Below are 16,767 nucleotides of genomic sequence, written 5' to 3'. Positions count from 1 at the left end.
GTATTAGGCATGCCGCCAGCGTTCGTCCTGAGCCAGGATCAAACTCTCCAATAAAGTATTGAAAAGAGCGATAAGCTCATTTTGAATCTGACGATTCATTGTGAATCAAAAGTTACTATCCATTTGTTCAGTTTTCAAGGAACTTGTATGTCCGTTTATGTTGATGTTTGTCAACCGGACAGGAATCTTATCATATCATGTTAACTAACTTACTGTCAACACTTTGTTTTCGTCATCTTTCAAATGATTATGACAATCATTCGTTTGAAGCGACAAGAAATAATATATCACGTAGTGATTTATTTAGCAAGCATTTTTAATCAACCTTTTGATATCATGATATCTTCATCTACGGTGTCTTGTCTCCAACCTGAATTCGACAGATTAGCACATTCTCTGAACCCAAGATGGGATAACGATCCCCTCCCTTCTGTTCGTTTGAAGAAAGTGATCCAAAAACTCTATAATAAGGTATATAGATATAGAGATAAGGTTAAGCAGTCACGTGTACTACTTTCATAAGTAGCCCATGAACAATCGTATAACCATCTCGCATTGCACCTTTACACAGATCACGTACTCCATTCACAGCTAGCTATTACATATTAAAGTTCTGAATAAACTCATTACTAACCTATATGGGGTGATCGCACTTGAAGCAATGGTTAAAGAACAGACGCAAAGGTTACGGCAAAAAGTTGGTTTCCATCCATGCTTGGAATGCCTGGATTGTTGTGATCCTTGCTATAACAGGTCTTATGCTGGTAGGCGGCTTTTGGCGCGAGATACTCGGAATTGGACGTGTCTGGTTAAAATGGCTACATATCATCGTTGGGCTAGCTATGCTGGCACCCGTAGTATATTACTTGATTTTGGCCGGAAAGCACTGGAAACAGCTTCGTAACAGACCATGGCAGAGGGTGAACACCATCTTTGTTCTTGCTCTGCTGGTAGGCTGGCTCCTCTCGGGTATTGTATTATGGCAGTTCAAGCTGGCTGGACCTCGATGGTCGAATGCTGCACTTTTGTTCCATGACCTGCTGACTTGGGTGGGCTTACCTTATATTATCTATCACTCCATCACTCGGACCAAATGGTTAAAGGACCCTGCACGTCGTGCGGTTAAAACCACTACAGCTTCAACACGAACTCAAAATACAGCTGATCCATCTGATTCAATATCGGATGAAAAAGAAACTCCAGCTGCTATATCTTCTTCCCAGTTTGATCGCAGTTCCGAGAGAGATCCCCTCAAATCTGTGGAGCGACCTCAACCGTTGTATACACGACGAGCTTTTATCCGCTCTGCTGTGGGGGTTGGTCTCGCCGTGACTCTTGGTCCTACTTTTATATCCTGGGTAGGACGAAATCTCAAGATCGATAATAGTATTGATAGCATGCTGGAGAACGATCCTAACCGTATGGTTCCTCTGCCACAACCGCTGTCCGCCTCTTCACCTCCCCTTGGAGGCGGGGCTGAAGGTCATTTCCGCGTATATACGGTTACGCCCATACCGTCCTTCTCCAATGCTAACTGGTCTTTCCGTATTGATGGATTGGTTGAACGGGCACAGGTCTGGAACTGGGAACAGTTCGTGAAGCTCGCGCGTACCGTACAGGTTAGTGATTTCCACTGTGTAACGGGCTGGTCTGTATATAAAAATACTTGGGAAGGCATTTCTCTTGCACAGCTTTTGAAACAAGCCGGGGTCAAACCGGAAGCTCATAGTGTGAAGTTTTATTCCGGTGATGGTGTATACACAGATGCGATTACGATGGATCAAGCACAAATGGAAGATATTATGGTCGCTGTCATGCATGATGGCAAACCCATCCCGGCTGATCTTGGCGGTCCGGTACGGCTCGTCATTCCTCAGATGTATGCCTATAAATCAGTAAAATGGCTAAATCGCATTGAACTCATCGACAGCGAACATATTGGTTACTGGGAAGAGCGAGGATATGATAAGGATGCATGGCTTACAGGCGCATCTCAGCGCATCCCTAACAATTTAAGTGGATCATGATCAGATAAGATTGATGAGCGTTCATTCGTTGTATCAAATAATTCAATAAACAGCAAAAGCCCCCGATCACATATTCGTGTCTTCGGGGGCCTTTTTCTTTTTCCTCATTATGAACTCTCTGATTACACTTTAACCCTGTGGGTTCAAAAGACGTACAAGTTCGTCCTCATCCTCAATCGTACGAATACCGAGATCATGGGCTTTGGTTAGTTTACTACCTGCCTTCTCTCCGGCAATAACCAAATCTGTCTTTTTCGACACACTGCCAGTCACCTTCGCTCCGAGCGCTTCCAGTCTTTGCGTTGCTTCTTCCCGCGTCAATTGGTGCAGCGTTCCGGTCAAGACGACCGTTTTACCACTGAAGAAGGAATCTTCCACAACAGCAACGGTTGGTGCCTCAGGTGCCTGTGCTTTCACACCCAAGTTAAGCATTTTCTCAATCGCAGCCTGTGTAAACGGATCTGCAAAGAAAGTTACGATGCTCTCTGCCACAATACCACCGACATCGGGTAGTTCAACCAGTTCTTCCACGGTTGCATTCATAATGGCGTGCAGATCTCGATAATGATCAGCGAGCATGCGCGTTGTCGATTTACCTGTGTTCGGAATACCCAGTGAGTATAAGAAGGAAGCCAAGTCTCTATCTTTACTAAGCTCCAGCGCAGCGATAAGGTTGTTCGCTTTCTTTTCCCCAAACCGCTCCAGCTTCACCAGATCATCAAACTGTAACGTATACAGGTCGGCAGGCTCACGTACGTTCAATTCATCATACAACTGAATCGCCGTTTTCTCACTGAACGTCTCGATGTCCATGGCATCACGGGAAGCAAAATGGGAAATACGTGCCACCGTTTGCGGTTTACACGCAAGTCTATTGTTACAGAACAGATGCGCTCCACGTTGCTCCAGTGGGAATCCACATGCAGGACACTGCTCAGGGAAGACGATCTCCTCGCCATCACTCTCCTCTGTCACTTTACCCAGAATTTCTGGAATGACATCATTGGAGCGACGGATAAAGACCCGAGTGCCCAGAGCAAACTTCAGATTTTTGCGCTCAATATCGCCGACATTGTTCAGCGTACAGTTCTGTACCGTTACCCCGGCAAGTTCAACCGGTTCTACGCGTGCCAGCGGAGTGACTTTGCCAGTACGGCCCACATTCCATACCACAGCGTTAAGAACCGTTGTGGTCTCTTCAGCCTCGAATTTATATGCCACCGCCCAGCGAGGGAATTTATCGGTATAACCCAGCACTTCGCGGGTGCGCATGTCCGTAATTTTGATAACAGCTCCATCGATCAGATAGTCCAGCTGACCCCGGTTCTCCTGAATCGCGGCCAGTTGTTCCATCACATCATCAAACTCATGGAAATAAGTAATCGACGGATTAACTTTGAAGCGGTTCTCACGCAGGAAGTCCATCATCTGCTGATGATTGGCAAACTGAATGTCATCCGAGTAACCTACATTATAAAAATAAGCATTCAGCCGACGCTCAGCCGTTGCCTTCGGATTAAGATTGCGCAGTGCTCCTGCTGCTGCATTACGCGCATTCTTGAGTGGTTCTGCCGCTGTCTCGTTGTATCGCTCCAGGACAGACAGGTTCATGATACCTTCACCCTGTACTTCAATCGTGCCGCTTGTGTAAGGAATTTTGAGCGGTACAGATCTGATCGTTCTCACCTGTGCCAAAATACCTTCGCCTACAGTACCGTTCCCTCGTGTGGAGGCTTGCACCAACTCACCGTTGGTGTACGTCAGGTTCAGCGTCAATCCGTCAAATTTCAACTCAATGACGTAACCTGGTTCCGGTAAAGGTGTATCGGGATTTTTGCTGTTATAGTCGTTGATCAGTTTCAGTACACGGGTATTCCAGCTGCGCAACTGCTCAATATTTTGCGCTTTGTCCAGACTCCATAATGAAGATAAATGGCGATGTGGGGTAAACCCTTTGAGCAGTTCGCCGCCCACACGCTGTGTTGGAGAATCAGGCAGAACCATGCCGCTTTCCTGTTCCAGCGTAACCAGTTCGTCGTACAGAAGATCATACTCCTTGTCGCTTATCTGTGGCTGATCCATCGTGTAGTACTGATAATTATGCTGGTTCAGCTCGGTAACGAGTTGCTCCATCCGGTGCATCGGGTCCATACAGGGCCATCCCTCCGTTAATTTGATCTATATATGTAAACGAACATTCCTCTTGCACTTAACCTCCGATAACAGAATAACTTTCCGATCGCTGTTATCCCCAGATTTCTTTTAATTCATTTTAAAAGGTAGACATCCGGGGATAAAGGCGAACGCTTTGCTTCTTCAAGTTATTTCTGTTCTCTCCGTTATCATGCAAAAGGAAGTTTCGTTCTTATTCTACTTTCGTAATTGGGGCAAAGCCGGCAAGCAAACGTTTCACACCCACCGGAGCCGGGAAGGCAATCTGCAGTTCGGTATCATTACCTGTCCCTTTGACCGCAACAATGGTGCCTGTCCCCCATTTGCCATGCTGTACTTTATCTCCTGCCTTGAATCCTGTTTCACCATCAGAAGCTACCGGCTTGGAAGCAGACGATGGCGTAGAGTATGTTGGGCGGTAGGTACTTGTGGTCACACGCGAAGTTGGCGTGGATGAGGTAGCAGATGAACCGCTCTTGCTTTGGTGATCAAAGAGCTTGGTGCCACCACCGAAGTTACTTCCTCCACTGGAACCTAGTCCACGTCCACCATATGAGCCGCCTCCGCTACTTCCGCGACGGTAACGATCACGAGCCATAGAGGTGTCTTCCTTCAGCTCATCAGGAATTTCATCCAGGAAGCGGGAAGGCGGGTTCGCTGTGGTACGTCCAAACAACGTCCGCATCTGTGCACAAGACAGGAAAAGTTGCTCTTCCGCACGGGTGATCCCTACATAAGCAAGTCGGCGTTCTTCCTCCAGCTCTTCATTGTCCATAAAGGCACGGCTATGCGGGAAGACTCCTTCCTCCATACCCACGATAAAGACAACCGGGAACTCCAGACCTTTGGCGCTATGCATGGTCATCAGGGTAACAGCGTCGCTCTGATCCTCCTCATCATCGTTCATGCTGTCGATGTCCGCAATCAATGCCAGATCGGTGAGGAACGAAACGAGAGTTTTGTCTTCATTATTTTTCTCAAATTCCATCGTTACCGACAGGAACTCTTCAATGTTCTCCAGCCGTGCACGAGATTCGAGTGTATTTTCATTTTGCATCTCAAGACGATATTGGCTCATCTCAAGGATCTTCTCGGTCAGTTCAGTTACAGACAGATATTCTACCATCTGATGCAGAGCAGCGATCATGTCATAGAACTCCACCAACGCATTACGCGTACGACCAGCAAAACCAAGATCATCCACGACCTGAAGTACTCGGAAAATGGAAATTCCACGCTCTCCTGCAGCAGCCGCTAGCTTCCCTACTGTTGTATCCCCGATGCTACGTTTCGGTACATTAATGATCCGGGTAAGGCTGATATCATCGTCGGGGTTGGATAACAGGCGCAGATACGCCAGAATGTCCTTGATCTCTTTGCGATCATAGAACTTGATGCCGCCGACAATCTGATACGGAATATCAGACTTGATCAGAATTTCCTCTATAACCCGGGACTGGGCATTGGTACGGTACAAAATGGCATGGTTCTGATAGGATTTGCCGTTCTTCACATTTTTACTAATCTCGGAGGTTACAAAATACCCCTCATCATGTTCGGAATCCGCACGGTACACCTTGATTTTTGAACCACCCTCTTTGTCCGTCCACAGTTTCTTCGGTTTACGCCCTGTATTCAGGCCGATCACTTCGTTCGCTGCATTCAGGATATTGGAAGTAGAACGGTAGTTCTGCTCCAGCAAAATCGTATTTGCTTCAGGGTAATCTTTCTCAAAGTTCAGGATATTACTGATATCCGCCCCACGCCAGCGATAGATCGACTGGTCACTATCCCCTACAACGCAGATGTGGTGGTGACTGTCCGCGAGCATGCGGCACAACATGTACTGTGCACGGTTCGTATCCTGATACTCGTCCACGTGAATGTACTGGAATTTCTTTTGGTAAAAGTCGAGGACTTCCGGCACTTCTTTGAACAGTTGAATGGTCTGCATAATGAGATCGTCGAAATCAAGTGAGTTGTTGGCTCTTAACCGTTTCTGGTACATCTTATATACCTTCGCCACAATACCTTCGAAATAATCTCCCGACTGCTTCTCATATTGCTCCGGACTAATCAGTTCATTCTTGGCCGTGCTCATCATCGATTGAACTGCTTTGGGCTCAAATTTCTTCGTATCAATATTCTGATCTTTCATACAGCTACGAATTACAGATAATTGGTCCGATGAGTCCAAAATACTGAAGTTGGAGGTAAAGCCAATACGTTCAATGTCACGGCGCAAAATACGCACGCACATGGAGTGGAATGTGGATACCCAAATGTCGCGGCCCTGAGATCCACCTACGAGTTGGGATACACGGTCTTGCATCTCACGCGCGGCTTTGTTCGTAAATGTAATCGCTAAAATGCCCCACGGGGGTGCCTTCCGTGTTGCAATGAGATAGGCAATCCGGTGAGTCAGCACCCGGGTCTTGCCTGATCCCGCTCCGGCCATAATCAGCAGGGGGCCATCCGTCGCCTCGACGGCTTGCCGTTGAGGGGTGTTAAGCCGTGCAACGGCATCATGTATATTTACAGGTTGCATGCATGCATGCTCCTTTCGTTGGTTGGTCTATAAAGCAAAATTAATAGGTTACACTCGCCACTCCGATGACAGAATAATCTTCCGATCGCCGTTATTCCCAGATTTTTTAATTTACTTTTTCAAAGGTGAAAATCCGGTAATAAATGCGAGCACTTCGTTTCTCCAGCTTATTTCTGTCCTCTACGTTATCGTGTAAAAATTAGTTTAGCTTATATTTAAGGGTAGTTGAATTCACAAGAGAGAACACTTCGTTTCTTCAGATTGCTTCTGCACTCTCCGTTTTTGTGGAAACATAGTTCCTGTATACGAATTGCTTAGTAAAAGAACAATATCGGATAATAAGAGATTGCTTAGAATTTAGCTTTTGTACAGAAAGCTTATAACGAATGCTTCGCTTCTCTAGCTTATTTCGATCCTATTTGTACTCGTGTAAACGACATTACGCTCATATAACTTCTTTACTTAGTAAGGGCAAAGTTCTATTTTAACAGATCATAAGGGGAAAATGGGGGAATGGTAAACTAAACCGTTTCATCGGTACCTTTTACGGCCAACACCGTCTCAAGTGCTTTGTTCAGATCACTATACACGATGTTACCTACAACGATGGTATCTGCCACCTGAGCAGCTTGCGCGGCTTTCTCCGGATCATCAATTCCGCCGCCGTAGATGAGGTGTGCCCGCTCCAATTGTCTATGTGTCTCACCAACAAGCTCCATATCTCCGAACGTTCCGCTATACTCCATATATATAATGGGAAGATTGAGCAGACGCTCCGCGGCTTGGGCATATGCCACCGCAGCTCCTGTCGTCAGATCCGTATCTGCACCCGTCAACCGCGCTACCGTGGAGTTTGCATTAAGCACAATATAACCCTCGGCAATCAGCAGATCCCATGGGATCAGATAACCGTAACGCTCTATGGCTTGCTGGTGGTGCCCAATCATCCATTTGCTGTCCGTTGCATTCAGGACCATCGGGATCAGATATCCGTCAAATCCGGGAACAACAGCCTCCAGATCGGATACTTCAAGCACACAGGGCAACTCATAGCGACGCACGCGGGACATCAGGTCTACCGTGTTATCATAAGTAATTCCTGAAGATCCACCGACGATAATTGCATCGGTCCCCGACATGCAGACCAGATTGAGTTCTTCGTCTGTAATCTCCCGGTCCGGGTCAAGCTTAAATACATGTCTCCACTTCTTAATCATGTCTATCAACGAACATTCCTCCAGAGGTTCTTCTGCATCCTAGAAAGCTTGTAAACTAAGTCTAAGTCAGCAGGCAGTGAGTGTCAATGTTCGTATAAAAAGGGGAACAGAAAATCACAGACATTTCCCGCTCCTGGTTAGGGAAAAGCCTGTGGTTTGGATTTTGTTATAATTATAATTTCGACATTTTACGGTTTCCAGGCAAACCGTGTATTCATCTCATCCAGCTCCTGCTCCGTCAGCACGTCCGAGTACACCCCGTACACGCCCCACTTCTCATAGTTAGCCACCTGTTCAGTGTCATTGATGGTATGCACGTAGGTGACTGAGCCTGCACTATTGAGCTTGGCGACGAAATTCTGGTTTACTTTATATTCCGGCATAGTCACGGCATCAATATCATTTTTTTGAACAAAATCAACAACCTGATCTTCTGTATCCTGTGTGGCATATAACGTATAGATAATGGAAGGGAATGCATAGACTTCTTTCACCGTTTCAAGCATGGGTTCGTTATAGATCTGTACAACCACGCGATCCAGCACAGAGGGATCATGTTCTTTGGCAGCATCCACCAGGGATCTTAACACCTGCTGAATATCCTCATCCTTCTGTTCCTTGGTGTCGGTTACGATATACATATCCGGGTATTTAGCCAGTACATCTATAATGCCGTCTGCATCCATAGGCTGGTACATACCCAGAATAGGCGTATTCATGAACTCATCATGTGTCAGCGCCCCGGCCTGTTTATCCTCCGAAAGTTCTTCGTCTTGTCCTAACATTTTGCTCATATTCGCGGTCCATTCATGTCTGGCTACAGCTTTGCGATCCGAGGTCAGCATAAAGTCGATCTCAAATACACGTGTGCCTTTCTCGTAATTGGCAATCATTGCTTCATAGGCGTTGGTATATGGTTGATCCCTGATGCTGCCCATCGCATGGGCGATTAATCTATAAGCGGTAAATCCGTCCCGTTGTTCCTCACTCTCGCTTTCATAGGCGAAAAAGAGTGTGCCCACGGTAACGATCAGTAGTATTAACACGGCGGCAATGCGTTTCATATCACATTCACATCCTCAGTACCTTTTTGTTAGCTAACTACCCCAATTGACGAGGCGTAAAACAAAACAGCCGCTCGAAGGCGGCTGTTAAATGGTGGGTACAGTTTGGGAATAAAGCACGGACCTCCACGTGCTCAGTCCTTTTGTTGTACACTTAACTCTTTCAAAAACGCAATCAGCGCCTCACGCCAAGGTCTCAGAGGTTCCAGACCGTTCGTTCGAATCGCCAGATGATCCATCACCGAGTATGCAGGACGAGGGGCTGGACGCGGAAACTGATCGGTTGTGCATGGCGTAAGTTCGGCTGTCGGCTCGAACCCACTCTGCTTACCGGCCTCCTCTCTTATTGCCTCTGCAAACTCGTACCATGTGCAAGTTCCTGAATTGGAAGCATGATAGATACCATATTTTTCACTCGTAGAAAGAGTATGGATGAATCGTGCAAGATCCATCGTATAGGTAGGCGAACCTTGTTGGTCATGAACAACTTGCAGTTGTGGACGCTTTGCCATAAGTTCCAGCATGGTTTTGACAAAATTACCCCCATGCACGCCAAACACCCATGATGTTCGAATGATGAACCATTGCGTACACAAACTTTGAACCAGCCTTTCCCCGGCAAGCTTCGACTTGCCATAAACACTCTGCGGATTCGTTACATCGTACTCTCGGTATGGTGCACTCCCGCTCCCATCAAATACATAATCGGTGCTGATATATACCAGTTTTGCTTTCACTTTCTCGGCGGCAACAGCGATATTTCTAGTACCTGATGCATTGATTGCGTATGCTGTATCTTCATCTACCTCAGCTTGATCGACCGCCGTGTAAGCAGCGCAGTGAATAATGATGTGAGGTCGGAACGTTGTAATCCTATCTGTGCACTGCTGTTGATCGGTAATATCCATCTGGTTCTTGTCACAGGCCAATACCTGATGACCCTCTGCTTCGAAGGTCTTCACCACATCATAACCCAGCTGTCCGGCTGCACCAGTCACCATAACTCTATATTTCATTTGGACGAATCACCCATCCGCTTACCGTACTGAAGCTGAACATAGTCCTGATATGTGCCTGATTGAATTCTCGTCCACCAATCTTGATGTTTCAGATACCATTGGATCGTCTCCTTGATCCCTGTCTCAAAATTGTGTGCAGGTTGCCAGCCAAGCTCTGTACGTAGCTTGGTAGGATCTATACCGTAACGTCGGTCATGTCCCAACCGATCTTGTACATATTGTATCAAACTCGCTGGCTTACCCAGTTGCTCCAATACGCTCTCCACAATGTATATATTAGTACGTTCATTATTACCACCAATGTTGTATACCTCTCCAGATTGTCCATTATGAATCACCAGATCAATCGCGCTGCAGTGATCCTCGACATAAAGCCAGTCACGAATATTGAGCCCGTCACCATATACCGGGATGGCTTCATCATTCAATGCACGGGATATAATCAGCGGAATCAGTTTCTCCGGGAATTGAAAAGGCCCGTAGTTATTGGAGCAACGTGTAATATTTACGGGAAGTCCAAAGGTTTCATGATAGGCTCTTACAAGCAGATCCCCGCCAGCTTTACTTGCAGAGTAAGGACTGTTTGGCATCAGAGGTGTATCTTCAGTAAATAAACCCGTTGTACCTAGTGATCCATATACCTCATCCGTCGATACCTGAACAAATTTGGTGACTTGATACTTCTTTGCCGCATCCAGCAGAACCTGAGTACCCATCACATTGGTACGTACAAAGATATCCGGGGACAGAATACTTCGATCCACATGAGACTCGGCAGCGAAATTCACAACCACATCGATGCCTTGGGAAAAAACAGCTTCCATCTGCTGTACATCTGCAATATCTGCTTGGATGAAGGTATATCGGGGATTGGACTCTACCGTATGCAAGTTCTCCAAGTTCCCCGCATACGTTAATGCATCCACATTGATAATCTCATAACTCGGATGTTCACGAAGCATATATAGCACAAAGTTGCTGCCGATAAATCCGGCCCCACCCGTAACCAGTAGTTTCATGCTGTCTCTCTCCCTCTGCCTCCAGATACAGAAGTATCTGAAAAGTCTGATTAATTAGTCGAAGTTCAGTTCAGCATCTTTCAGTAAAGGATGCTTCTGATCCTTCTCCGATAATATAGGACTCGTCACAGGCCAATCAATGGCGAGCGCCGGATCGTTCCACAGAATTCCACGGTCATGTTCAGGCGAATAATAGGAGTCTACCTTATAAGTTACCTGAGAATGAGGAACCAAGGTACAGAATCCATGAGCAAATCCTTGAGGAACAAGCAGCTGCCGCTGGTTATACTCACTTAGAATGACACTTTTCCATTGACCAAAGGTTGGGGATGAAGTGCGGACATCCAAGATCACATCATATATTGCCCCTGATATAACCCTCACCAATTTAGTCTGTGCTTTGGGCCGAAGCTGGTAATGAAGCCCACGCAGAACACCTGCTTCAGCCGACAAGGATTGATTGTCCTGAATAAAGACGTGCTGTATCCCCTGTTCATGCAGAACCTGCTCATTATAACTCTCCATAAAATATCCACGGTGATCACCATAAACCTTGGGTTCCAAGATGGCAGCACCATCCATAAACAGCGGAAGTACCTTCATGACATCCCTCCGTTTTGCTGTTGACATCATCTCTTCATATTGACTATGTATATGTAAAGTGTCGAGTATGTGTTTGTTCATTGGCCTGTATAACACTCATATTTACTCTTCCATAAAATAAATTAAAGCCCAGCCGCGATATCATTCTTCGGCTGGACTTCAAGGCATGCGAAAAACCATTTATTGATCCTTTACGACCTGTTCCAAATACTTTAAGAGATCTTTCCGTAGATCCGGGCGTTGCAATGCGTAGTGAATCGATGTCTCAATAAAACCCAACTTCTCGCCAACATCGTGACGCAGTCCGTCAAAGTGATATGCGAGAATCTGCCGCTGTTCATTCAATCGGGACAAGGCATCCGTGAGTTGGATTTCTCCCCCTACACCAGCAGATTGCTGACCTAGTATCTCAAAGATATCCGGTGTAAGAATGTAACGCCCCATAATAGCCAGGTTGGAGGGAGAGTCCTCGGTCTTCGGTTTCTCAATTAAGCGGCGGGCACGAAAGACACGATCATCGGTAGGGGTCAGCAACTCTCCGTCCACAATCCCGTAGCGGTACACCTCGCTCCAATCAACAGGCTGTACACCAACGATTGGAGACTGCAGCTCATCGTAGACTTCGATCATCTGCTTCAGGCAGGGATGGTCCGCTTCCACAATATCATCCCCTAACAGGACGGCAAAAGGCTCATTACCGATAAACTTGCGTGCGCACCAGATGGCGTGACCAAGTCCCTTCGGTTCCTTTTGACGGATATAATGGATATCTGCCATCTCGGAGGGTTTGCGAACCTCATTCAGCAAGTCCCACTTCTGTTTATCCGCTAGATTCTGCTCCAGCTCAAAAGAGTAGTCGAAGTGATCTTCAATGGCGCGCTTCCCTTTACCTGTCACAATAATGATATCTTCAATTCCTGAAGCTACGGCTTCTTCAATAATGTACTGAATCGTTGGCTTGTCCACGATCGGCAGCATTTCCTTAGGCATTGCCTTGGTCGCAGGCAAAAACCGGGTACCCAGCCCCGCAGCTGGAATAATCGCTTTGCGAATACGCACACGAACCCACTCCTTTTGTTAAACAAGTTGAACTAAAGCATATTTACACTTACCACTCCGGGTGACAGAACAACCTTCCGATCGCTGTTATCCCCAGATTTTTAATTCACTTTTACAAAGGTGAAAATCTGGGGATAGCGTATGCTTCCGATGCAGCTTTCTTTCAGAAAGCTTTTAGGCGAGCGCTCCGCTTCTCCAGTTTTTTTCTGTCCTCTACGTTTCTCGTGTAAATGATTAGTCCAACTTGTATAGATTCATATATTTAATGATTCTTATTGCTACGATGCTTGGACTCCATTATACCATCAACAATTCGCGGATATCCTGTTCCGATAAGGTCGTTGATCCTCCGTCTCCCGGTTCGATCACTTCGGCAATCAAGTCCTTTTTCCTCTGCTGGAGTTCCAGAATCTTCTCTTCGATCGTACCTTCGGTAACCAAGCGAATGACTTGTACCACTTGTTTCTGTCCCATGCGATGGGCACGGCCAATCGCCTGTTCTTCCACCGCGGGATTCCACCACAGATCATATAATATAACGGTATCTGCCCCTGTTAAGTTGAGTCCGGTCCCGCCAGCTTTCAGGGAGATTAAGAACAGTTCAGCTTCACCTTCGTTAAATCTGTGGCACATCTCGACCCGGCTCTGTGCAGGGGTCTGACCATCGAGGTAAAACAGGTTTCTTCCCTTTGCCGCAAGGGTCTGACGAATCAGGTTCAACATGCTCGCAAATTGGGAGAAGATGAGAATTCGTTTGCCTGCAGTCAAACAATCCTCGACCGTTTCAAGCAACTGTTCCATTTTCCCGGAATCGCCTTGATATCCTTCGACAAAGAGGGCCGGATGACAACACAACTGACGCAAACGCGTGATGCCAGCCAGAATTTTGATACGATTCTTCTGGAATCCGTTATCCTCCATGTCCTTCGATGCTTCATCCTGAAGCTGGGAAAGGTATGCGGCGTACAGTTTCTTCTGTTCAACCGTAAGCTCTGAGCGCTGTACCGTTTCAATTCGATCAGGCAATTCTTCCAACACATCCTTCTTCAGGCGGCGCAGAATAAACGGACGCACCATCCGCGAGATCCGTTCCGGAGGAAGGTCGCGGAATCTTCTGTAACTTGGAAATAACCCAGGGAATACGGCTTCAAAAATGGACCACAATTCATCCAGCGAGTTCTCTACAGGCGTTCCTGTAAGTGCAAAACGACGCGGGGCCTGAATTTGTTTCACTGCCTGGGCGGTCTGGGAAGAAGCATTTTTGATTGCCTGAGCTTCATCCAGAATGAGCGTATGGAAGGTTCGGCCCAGGTAGGTGTCCAAATCCCGGCGCAACAGAGGATAAGACGTCACAATCACATCTGCCTCATCCATTCCAGAAAGCATGCTGGCTCGTTCTTCTTTCTGACCGGCTGCGATCAGGACTTTCAGATGCGGGGCGAACCGCGCAAACTCATTAGCCCAGTTGTAGGTCAGCGAGGCAGGCGCCACGACAAGTACCGGGGGATGAATGACCCTCGTTCGGATTGTCAGTCCATCCTGCTGCATCGTGGACCATAAACCATCCTTATTCTCTGAAGTCATCTTATTCAATGGGAGTCCAGTTTCTAGATCGATGTCGGAAGTCACCAGCGTTTCAACGTCCCATAATGATCCGCTCTCCCGGTATTTATCAACGCCCGTATGGTCGATGTTGTACTCGGGTTTCTCCTGAAGAACCGCTGTGATATAGGCGATGCTTTGCAACGTTTTGCCAAGTCCCATATCATCCGCGAGAATGCCGCCAAAACGATAATAAGCGAGGGTACGCAGCCACTGATATCCGCTGTTCTGATAATCCCGCAGGATGGGGGTCAATGCTTTTGGTAATGCAAAATCCATCCGTTCAGGATCGCGCAGATCATCAAGGAAACGTTTCAGGGAGCCTCCCCACTTCACATGACCGGAAACTTCATCCCTGCCCGGCAACTGTAACGCCCGAACAGCTGGCAGCCGGATATGGCTGCTCTTGATGTCATCTGCTCCAAGTCCAAGCGAATCAGCCATGTGAGCGAAGCTGTCTGCACCTTCATTTTCAAGCGAAAGAAAGACACCGCTCTTGAGACGGAAATATGGTTTCTTTTCCACAATGCGGCGCATGAGTTCCTGAAGTTCCTGCTCGTCCACACCTTCCATCTCAAATGAAATCTCCAGCCAGTCCAAACCCCTTCCCAAATCTGCTCGTACTTTCGGCGGTGTTGGATAGGATTGCACCATCGCCTTCACGGCGTTTGGCATATAAATATCTGCCTGTTTCTCAAGCTCAGGCAACAGATGATACATGACATCATAGATGGCATCTTCGCGTTCGCTCGCCCAAACACTACCGTCTCTTTCGAGAAAGGATCGATCAAGCCGTTCAATCAAGTTTCGCTCTTTGTATCGATCACGCACCAAAATAACCTTTTTCTCTTCTTCATCAATCAAGTACTCTGCCAGCGGATTAATAACCATGACCTCATAGTCGAATTCCAGACGTGCTGTAATGCGTTCACGATAGAAGTCGATGTATAGTTTCGGTGAAAGTTCCGGTTCCGCAATCTGTTCACGCACCTGCGAATCAATGGACAGATGTCCAAGCGTACGCAGTTCTGGCACCACATGTTGTACAAACTCGTCCACCTGCTGGGGCGAAATATCGATGCTTTCCTTGATTCCATATGAAGTGAGTGCACCACTCAAGTCCTCCAGACTTCGCATCTGCATCGGCTCCAACATATGCAACTGTCCTTCCACCACAGCGGCATCATAAGCAGGGAGAAGAATCAGTTCACGCAGTCCCGAAATTTCAAGCTGATACCCTTCATTCGTTCCCTGGGCAATCCGGTAAAACAAAGGCAATACTCCCTCACCGAGCGTGAGTGGTCCATTGGCAAATCCTGTACCCTCCATCCGACTGTCGGCCTGTAGTAGCAATTCCAGCAATGGCTTCCATACGAGCGGAGCAATCAGTATATCCCGTCCGTCCGACGCTCCCAAATAACCGGAGATGGATTCGCGGTATGCCTCTTCACTCTGTCTCATTCGAATAAGCATCGAGAGAATGGCCTGATCCTGCGGAGTGAAAACATGCATCAATGGATCATAGTGGAACAGCTTGGTAAATGACATTGGCTCGCCCTTCTCGATACAGTTCAGGAATTGTTTCACTTTCTGCACCACATACAGACGTTTGTTACCCACTTTCAATTCAAGAGCAAGTTTCCCACCACCCTTGTGAACCTGTGTCAGCTTACATATAAACTGAACCTGCAATTCTTCCCGCAGGAAGGAACGGCTGACAGGGGCAGTGTATTTACGATCATTTCCATGCAGCGGTCTCCGATCCTTGGCAAACATGGACAGAATCTGATCCGCCGTACGGTAAGAAGGTTTATCTGCCGAGCGGCCCCACCCCGAAGCTGAGCTTGGCCGACCTGCTTGGGCAAAATGAACCGGAGGACGCTCTGGAACATCATTCGGTTGCTCTCGTTGTGAATCAGACTGTGGTCGCTCCCACCTGCTCTCTTCCACTAACGTCCCGACCCTGGACTTGGAACCTATGCTGGAACTGGTATTGGCTCCTTGGCCTGTAGCAGGTTGAGAAGGCTTCCCAGAGGCAACTGTGGCATTCCGTTCCTGCTGCTCACCCCATTCGTGAATAGCCAACAGGACAGCAGCAACATGTTTGCAATAGTCATAGTGTCTGCCGTCACCCGGACAACTGCAGCCTGCCACAACCTCTCCAGCTTCATCTATATCCACCGTCACCTGGTAGCGCTCCGATCCACGCACCTGTGCTTCATAATGAAGCTGATCGTTACTGACCACCAGATTGGTCACCCTGCCAGATTGGTTATAATCTTCTCCGCGCTTGAATGCCGTGACCCCGCACAGCAATTTGATATCCATAATTGTGAATGGCGCCACGCTTCTTCGCCTCCTGTATCATGATGTAAAAAAACCCCAAGAGCTCCTTGAAGCAGAGATTGGGGTTCCTTCATGCTTGTAACTGTTGTTG

The 16,767-nt window shown here is 47.3% G+C and carries 10 protein-coding genes; 1 reads left to right on the top strand and 9 read right to left on the bottom strand.

Going from position 1 to position 16,767, the window contains the following annotated elements; genetic code table 11:
- Positions 1-653: 653 nt before the first annotated feature.
- Positions 654-2,027 (top strand): molybdopterin-dependent oxidoreductase, encoded by a 1,374-nt coding sequence (locus tag IFU39_RS23335; protein ID WP_192135120.1) that lies wholly within the window; start codon positions 654-656, stop codon positions 2,025-2,027.
- A gap of 129 nt (positions 2,028-2,156) precedes the next feature.
- Here the strand turns inward: IFU39_RS23335 and ligA are convergent, their stop codons facing one another.
- The 9 genes from ligA to IFU39_RS23290 all read right to left on the bottom strand — a co-directional run bounded on the left by ligA (position 2,157) and on the right by IFU39_RS23290 (position 16,676).
- Positions 2,157-4,178, bottom strand: coding sequence for an NAD-dependent DNA ligase LigA (ligA, locus tag IFU39_RS23330; protein WP_192135118.1), 2,022 nt, complete (start codon positions 4,176-4,178; stop codon positions 2,157-2,159).
- A 214-nt stretch (positions 4,179-4,392) separates the two neighbouring features.
- Positions 4,393-6,747: a DNA helicase PcrA gene (gene pcrA, locus IFU39_RS23325; protein WP_192135115.1), complete on the bottom strand. Its 2,355-nt coding sequence runs from the start codon at positions 6,745-6,747 to the stop codon at positions 4,393-4,395.
- A gap of 521 nt (positions 6,748-7,268) precedes the next feature.
- Positions 7,269-7,973 carry a heptaprenylglyceryl phosphate synthase gene (locus tag IFU39_RS23320; protein WP_192135113.1) on the bottom strand — a complete coding sequence of 235 codons (705 nt, stop codon included), beginning with the start codon at positions 7,971-7,973 and terminating at the stop codon, positions 7,269-7,271.
- A 179-nt stretch (positions 7,974-8,152) separates the two neighbouring features.
- Complete coding sequence (locus IFU39_RS23315; RefSeq protein ID WP_091013171.1) at positions 8,153-9,028, bottom strand: phosphatidylinositol-specific phospholipase C/glycerophosphodiester phosphodiesterase family protein; 876 nt, start codon at positions 9,026-9,028, stop codon at positions 8,153-8,155.
- 134 nt (positions 9,029-9,162) lie between these two features.
- Positions 9,163-10,044, bottom strand: a complete 882-nt coding sequence (gene rfbD / locus IFU39_RS23310; RefSeq protein WP_192135111.1) for a dTDP-4-dehydrorhamnose reductase — start codon at positions 10,042-10,044, stop codon at positions 9,163-9,165.
- Positions 10,041-11,066 (bottom strand): dTDP-glucose 4,6-dehydratase, encoded by a 1,026-nt coding sequence (gene rfbB, locus IFU39_RS23305; protein ID WP_192135109.1) that lies wholly within the window; start codon positions 11,064-11,066, stop codon positions 10,041-10,043. Before rfbB ends, rfbD begins: the two co-directional genes overlap by 4 nt.
- A gap of 54 nt (positions 11,067-11,120) precedes the next feature.
- Positions 11,121-11,669 (bottom strand): dTDP-4-dehydrorhamnose 3,5-epimerase, encoded by a 549-nt coding sequence (rfbC, locus tag IFU39_RS23300; RefSeq protein ID WP_192135107.1) that lies wholly within the window; start codon positions 11,667-11,669, stop codon positions 11,121-11,123.
- Between the two features lie 180 nt (positions 11,670-11,849).
- On the bottom strand, positions 11,850-12,728 hold the full coding sequence (gene galU, locus IFU39_RS23295; RefSeq protein WP_105600054.1) for a UTP--glucose-1-phosphate uridylyltransferase GalU: 879 nt from the start codon (positions 12,726-12,728) through the stop codon (positions 11,850-11,852).
- Positions 12,729-13,025: 297 nt separating this feature from the next.
- Entirely contained in the window at positions 13,026-16,676 is a 3,651-nt protein-coding gene (locus IFU39_RS23290; protein ID WP_192135105.1) for an SNF2 helicase associated domain-containing protein, read from the bottom strand.
- Between the last annotated feature and the right edge of the window lie 91 nt (positions 16,677-16,767).

This window comes from Paenibacillus sp. CFBP 13594, from assembly GCF_014842675.1.
Lineage (GTDB): Bacteria > Bacillota > Bacilli > Paenibacillales > Paenibacillaceae > Paenibacillus > Paenibacillus amylolyticus_B.
The sequence above is the reverse complement of the archived record's forward strand: the minus strand, read 5'-3'. Positions and strand labels throughout refer to the sequence as shown.

What these genes read in the sequence shown, in the direction of transcription:
- ligA (WP_192135118.1), bottom strand. Translation starts at nt 4,178, where the DNA reads ATGGACCCGATGCACCGGATGGAGCAACTCGTTACCGAGCTGAACCAG.
- pcrA (WP_192135115.1), bottom strand. Translation starts at nt 6,747, where the DNA reads ATGCAACCTGTAAATATACATGATGCCGTTGCACGGCTTAACACCCCT.
- IFU39_RS23315 (WP_091013171.1), bottom strand. Translation starts at nt 9,028, where the DNA reads ATGAAACGCATTGCCGCCGTGTTAATACTACTGATCGTTACCGTGGGC.
- rfbD (WP_192135111.1), bottom strand. Translation starts at nt 10,044, where the DNA reads ATGAAATATAGAGTTATGGTGACTGGTGCAGCCGGACAGCTGGGTTAT.
- rfbB (WP_192135109.1), bottom strand. Translation starts at nt 11,066, where the DNA reads ATGAAACTACTGGTTACGGGTGGGGCCGGATTTATCGGCAGCAACTTT.
- rfbC (WP_192135107.1), bottom strand. Translation starts at nt 11,669, where the DNA reads ATGAAGGTACTTCCGCTGTTTATGGATGGTGCTGCCATCTTGGAACCC.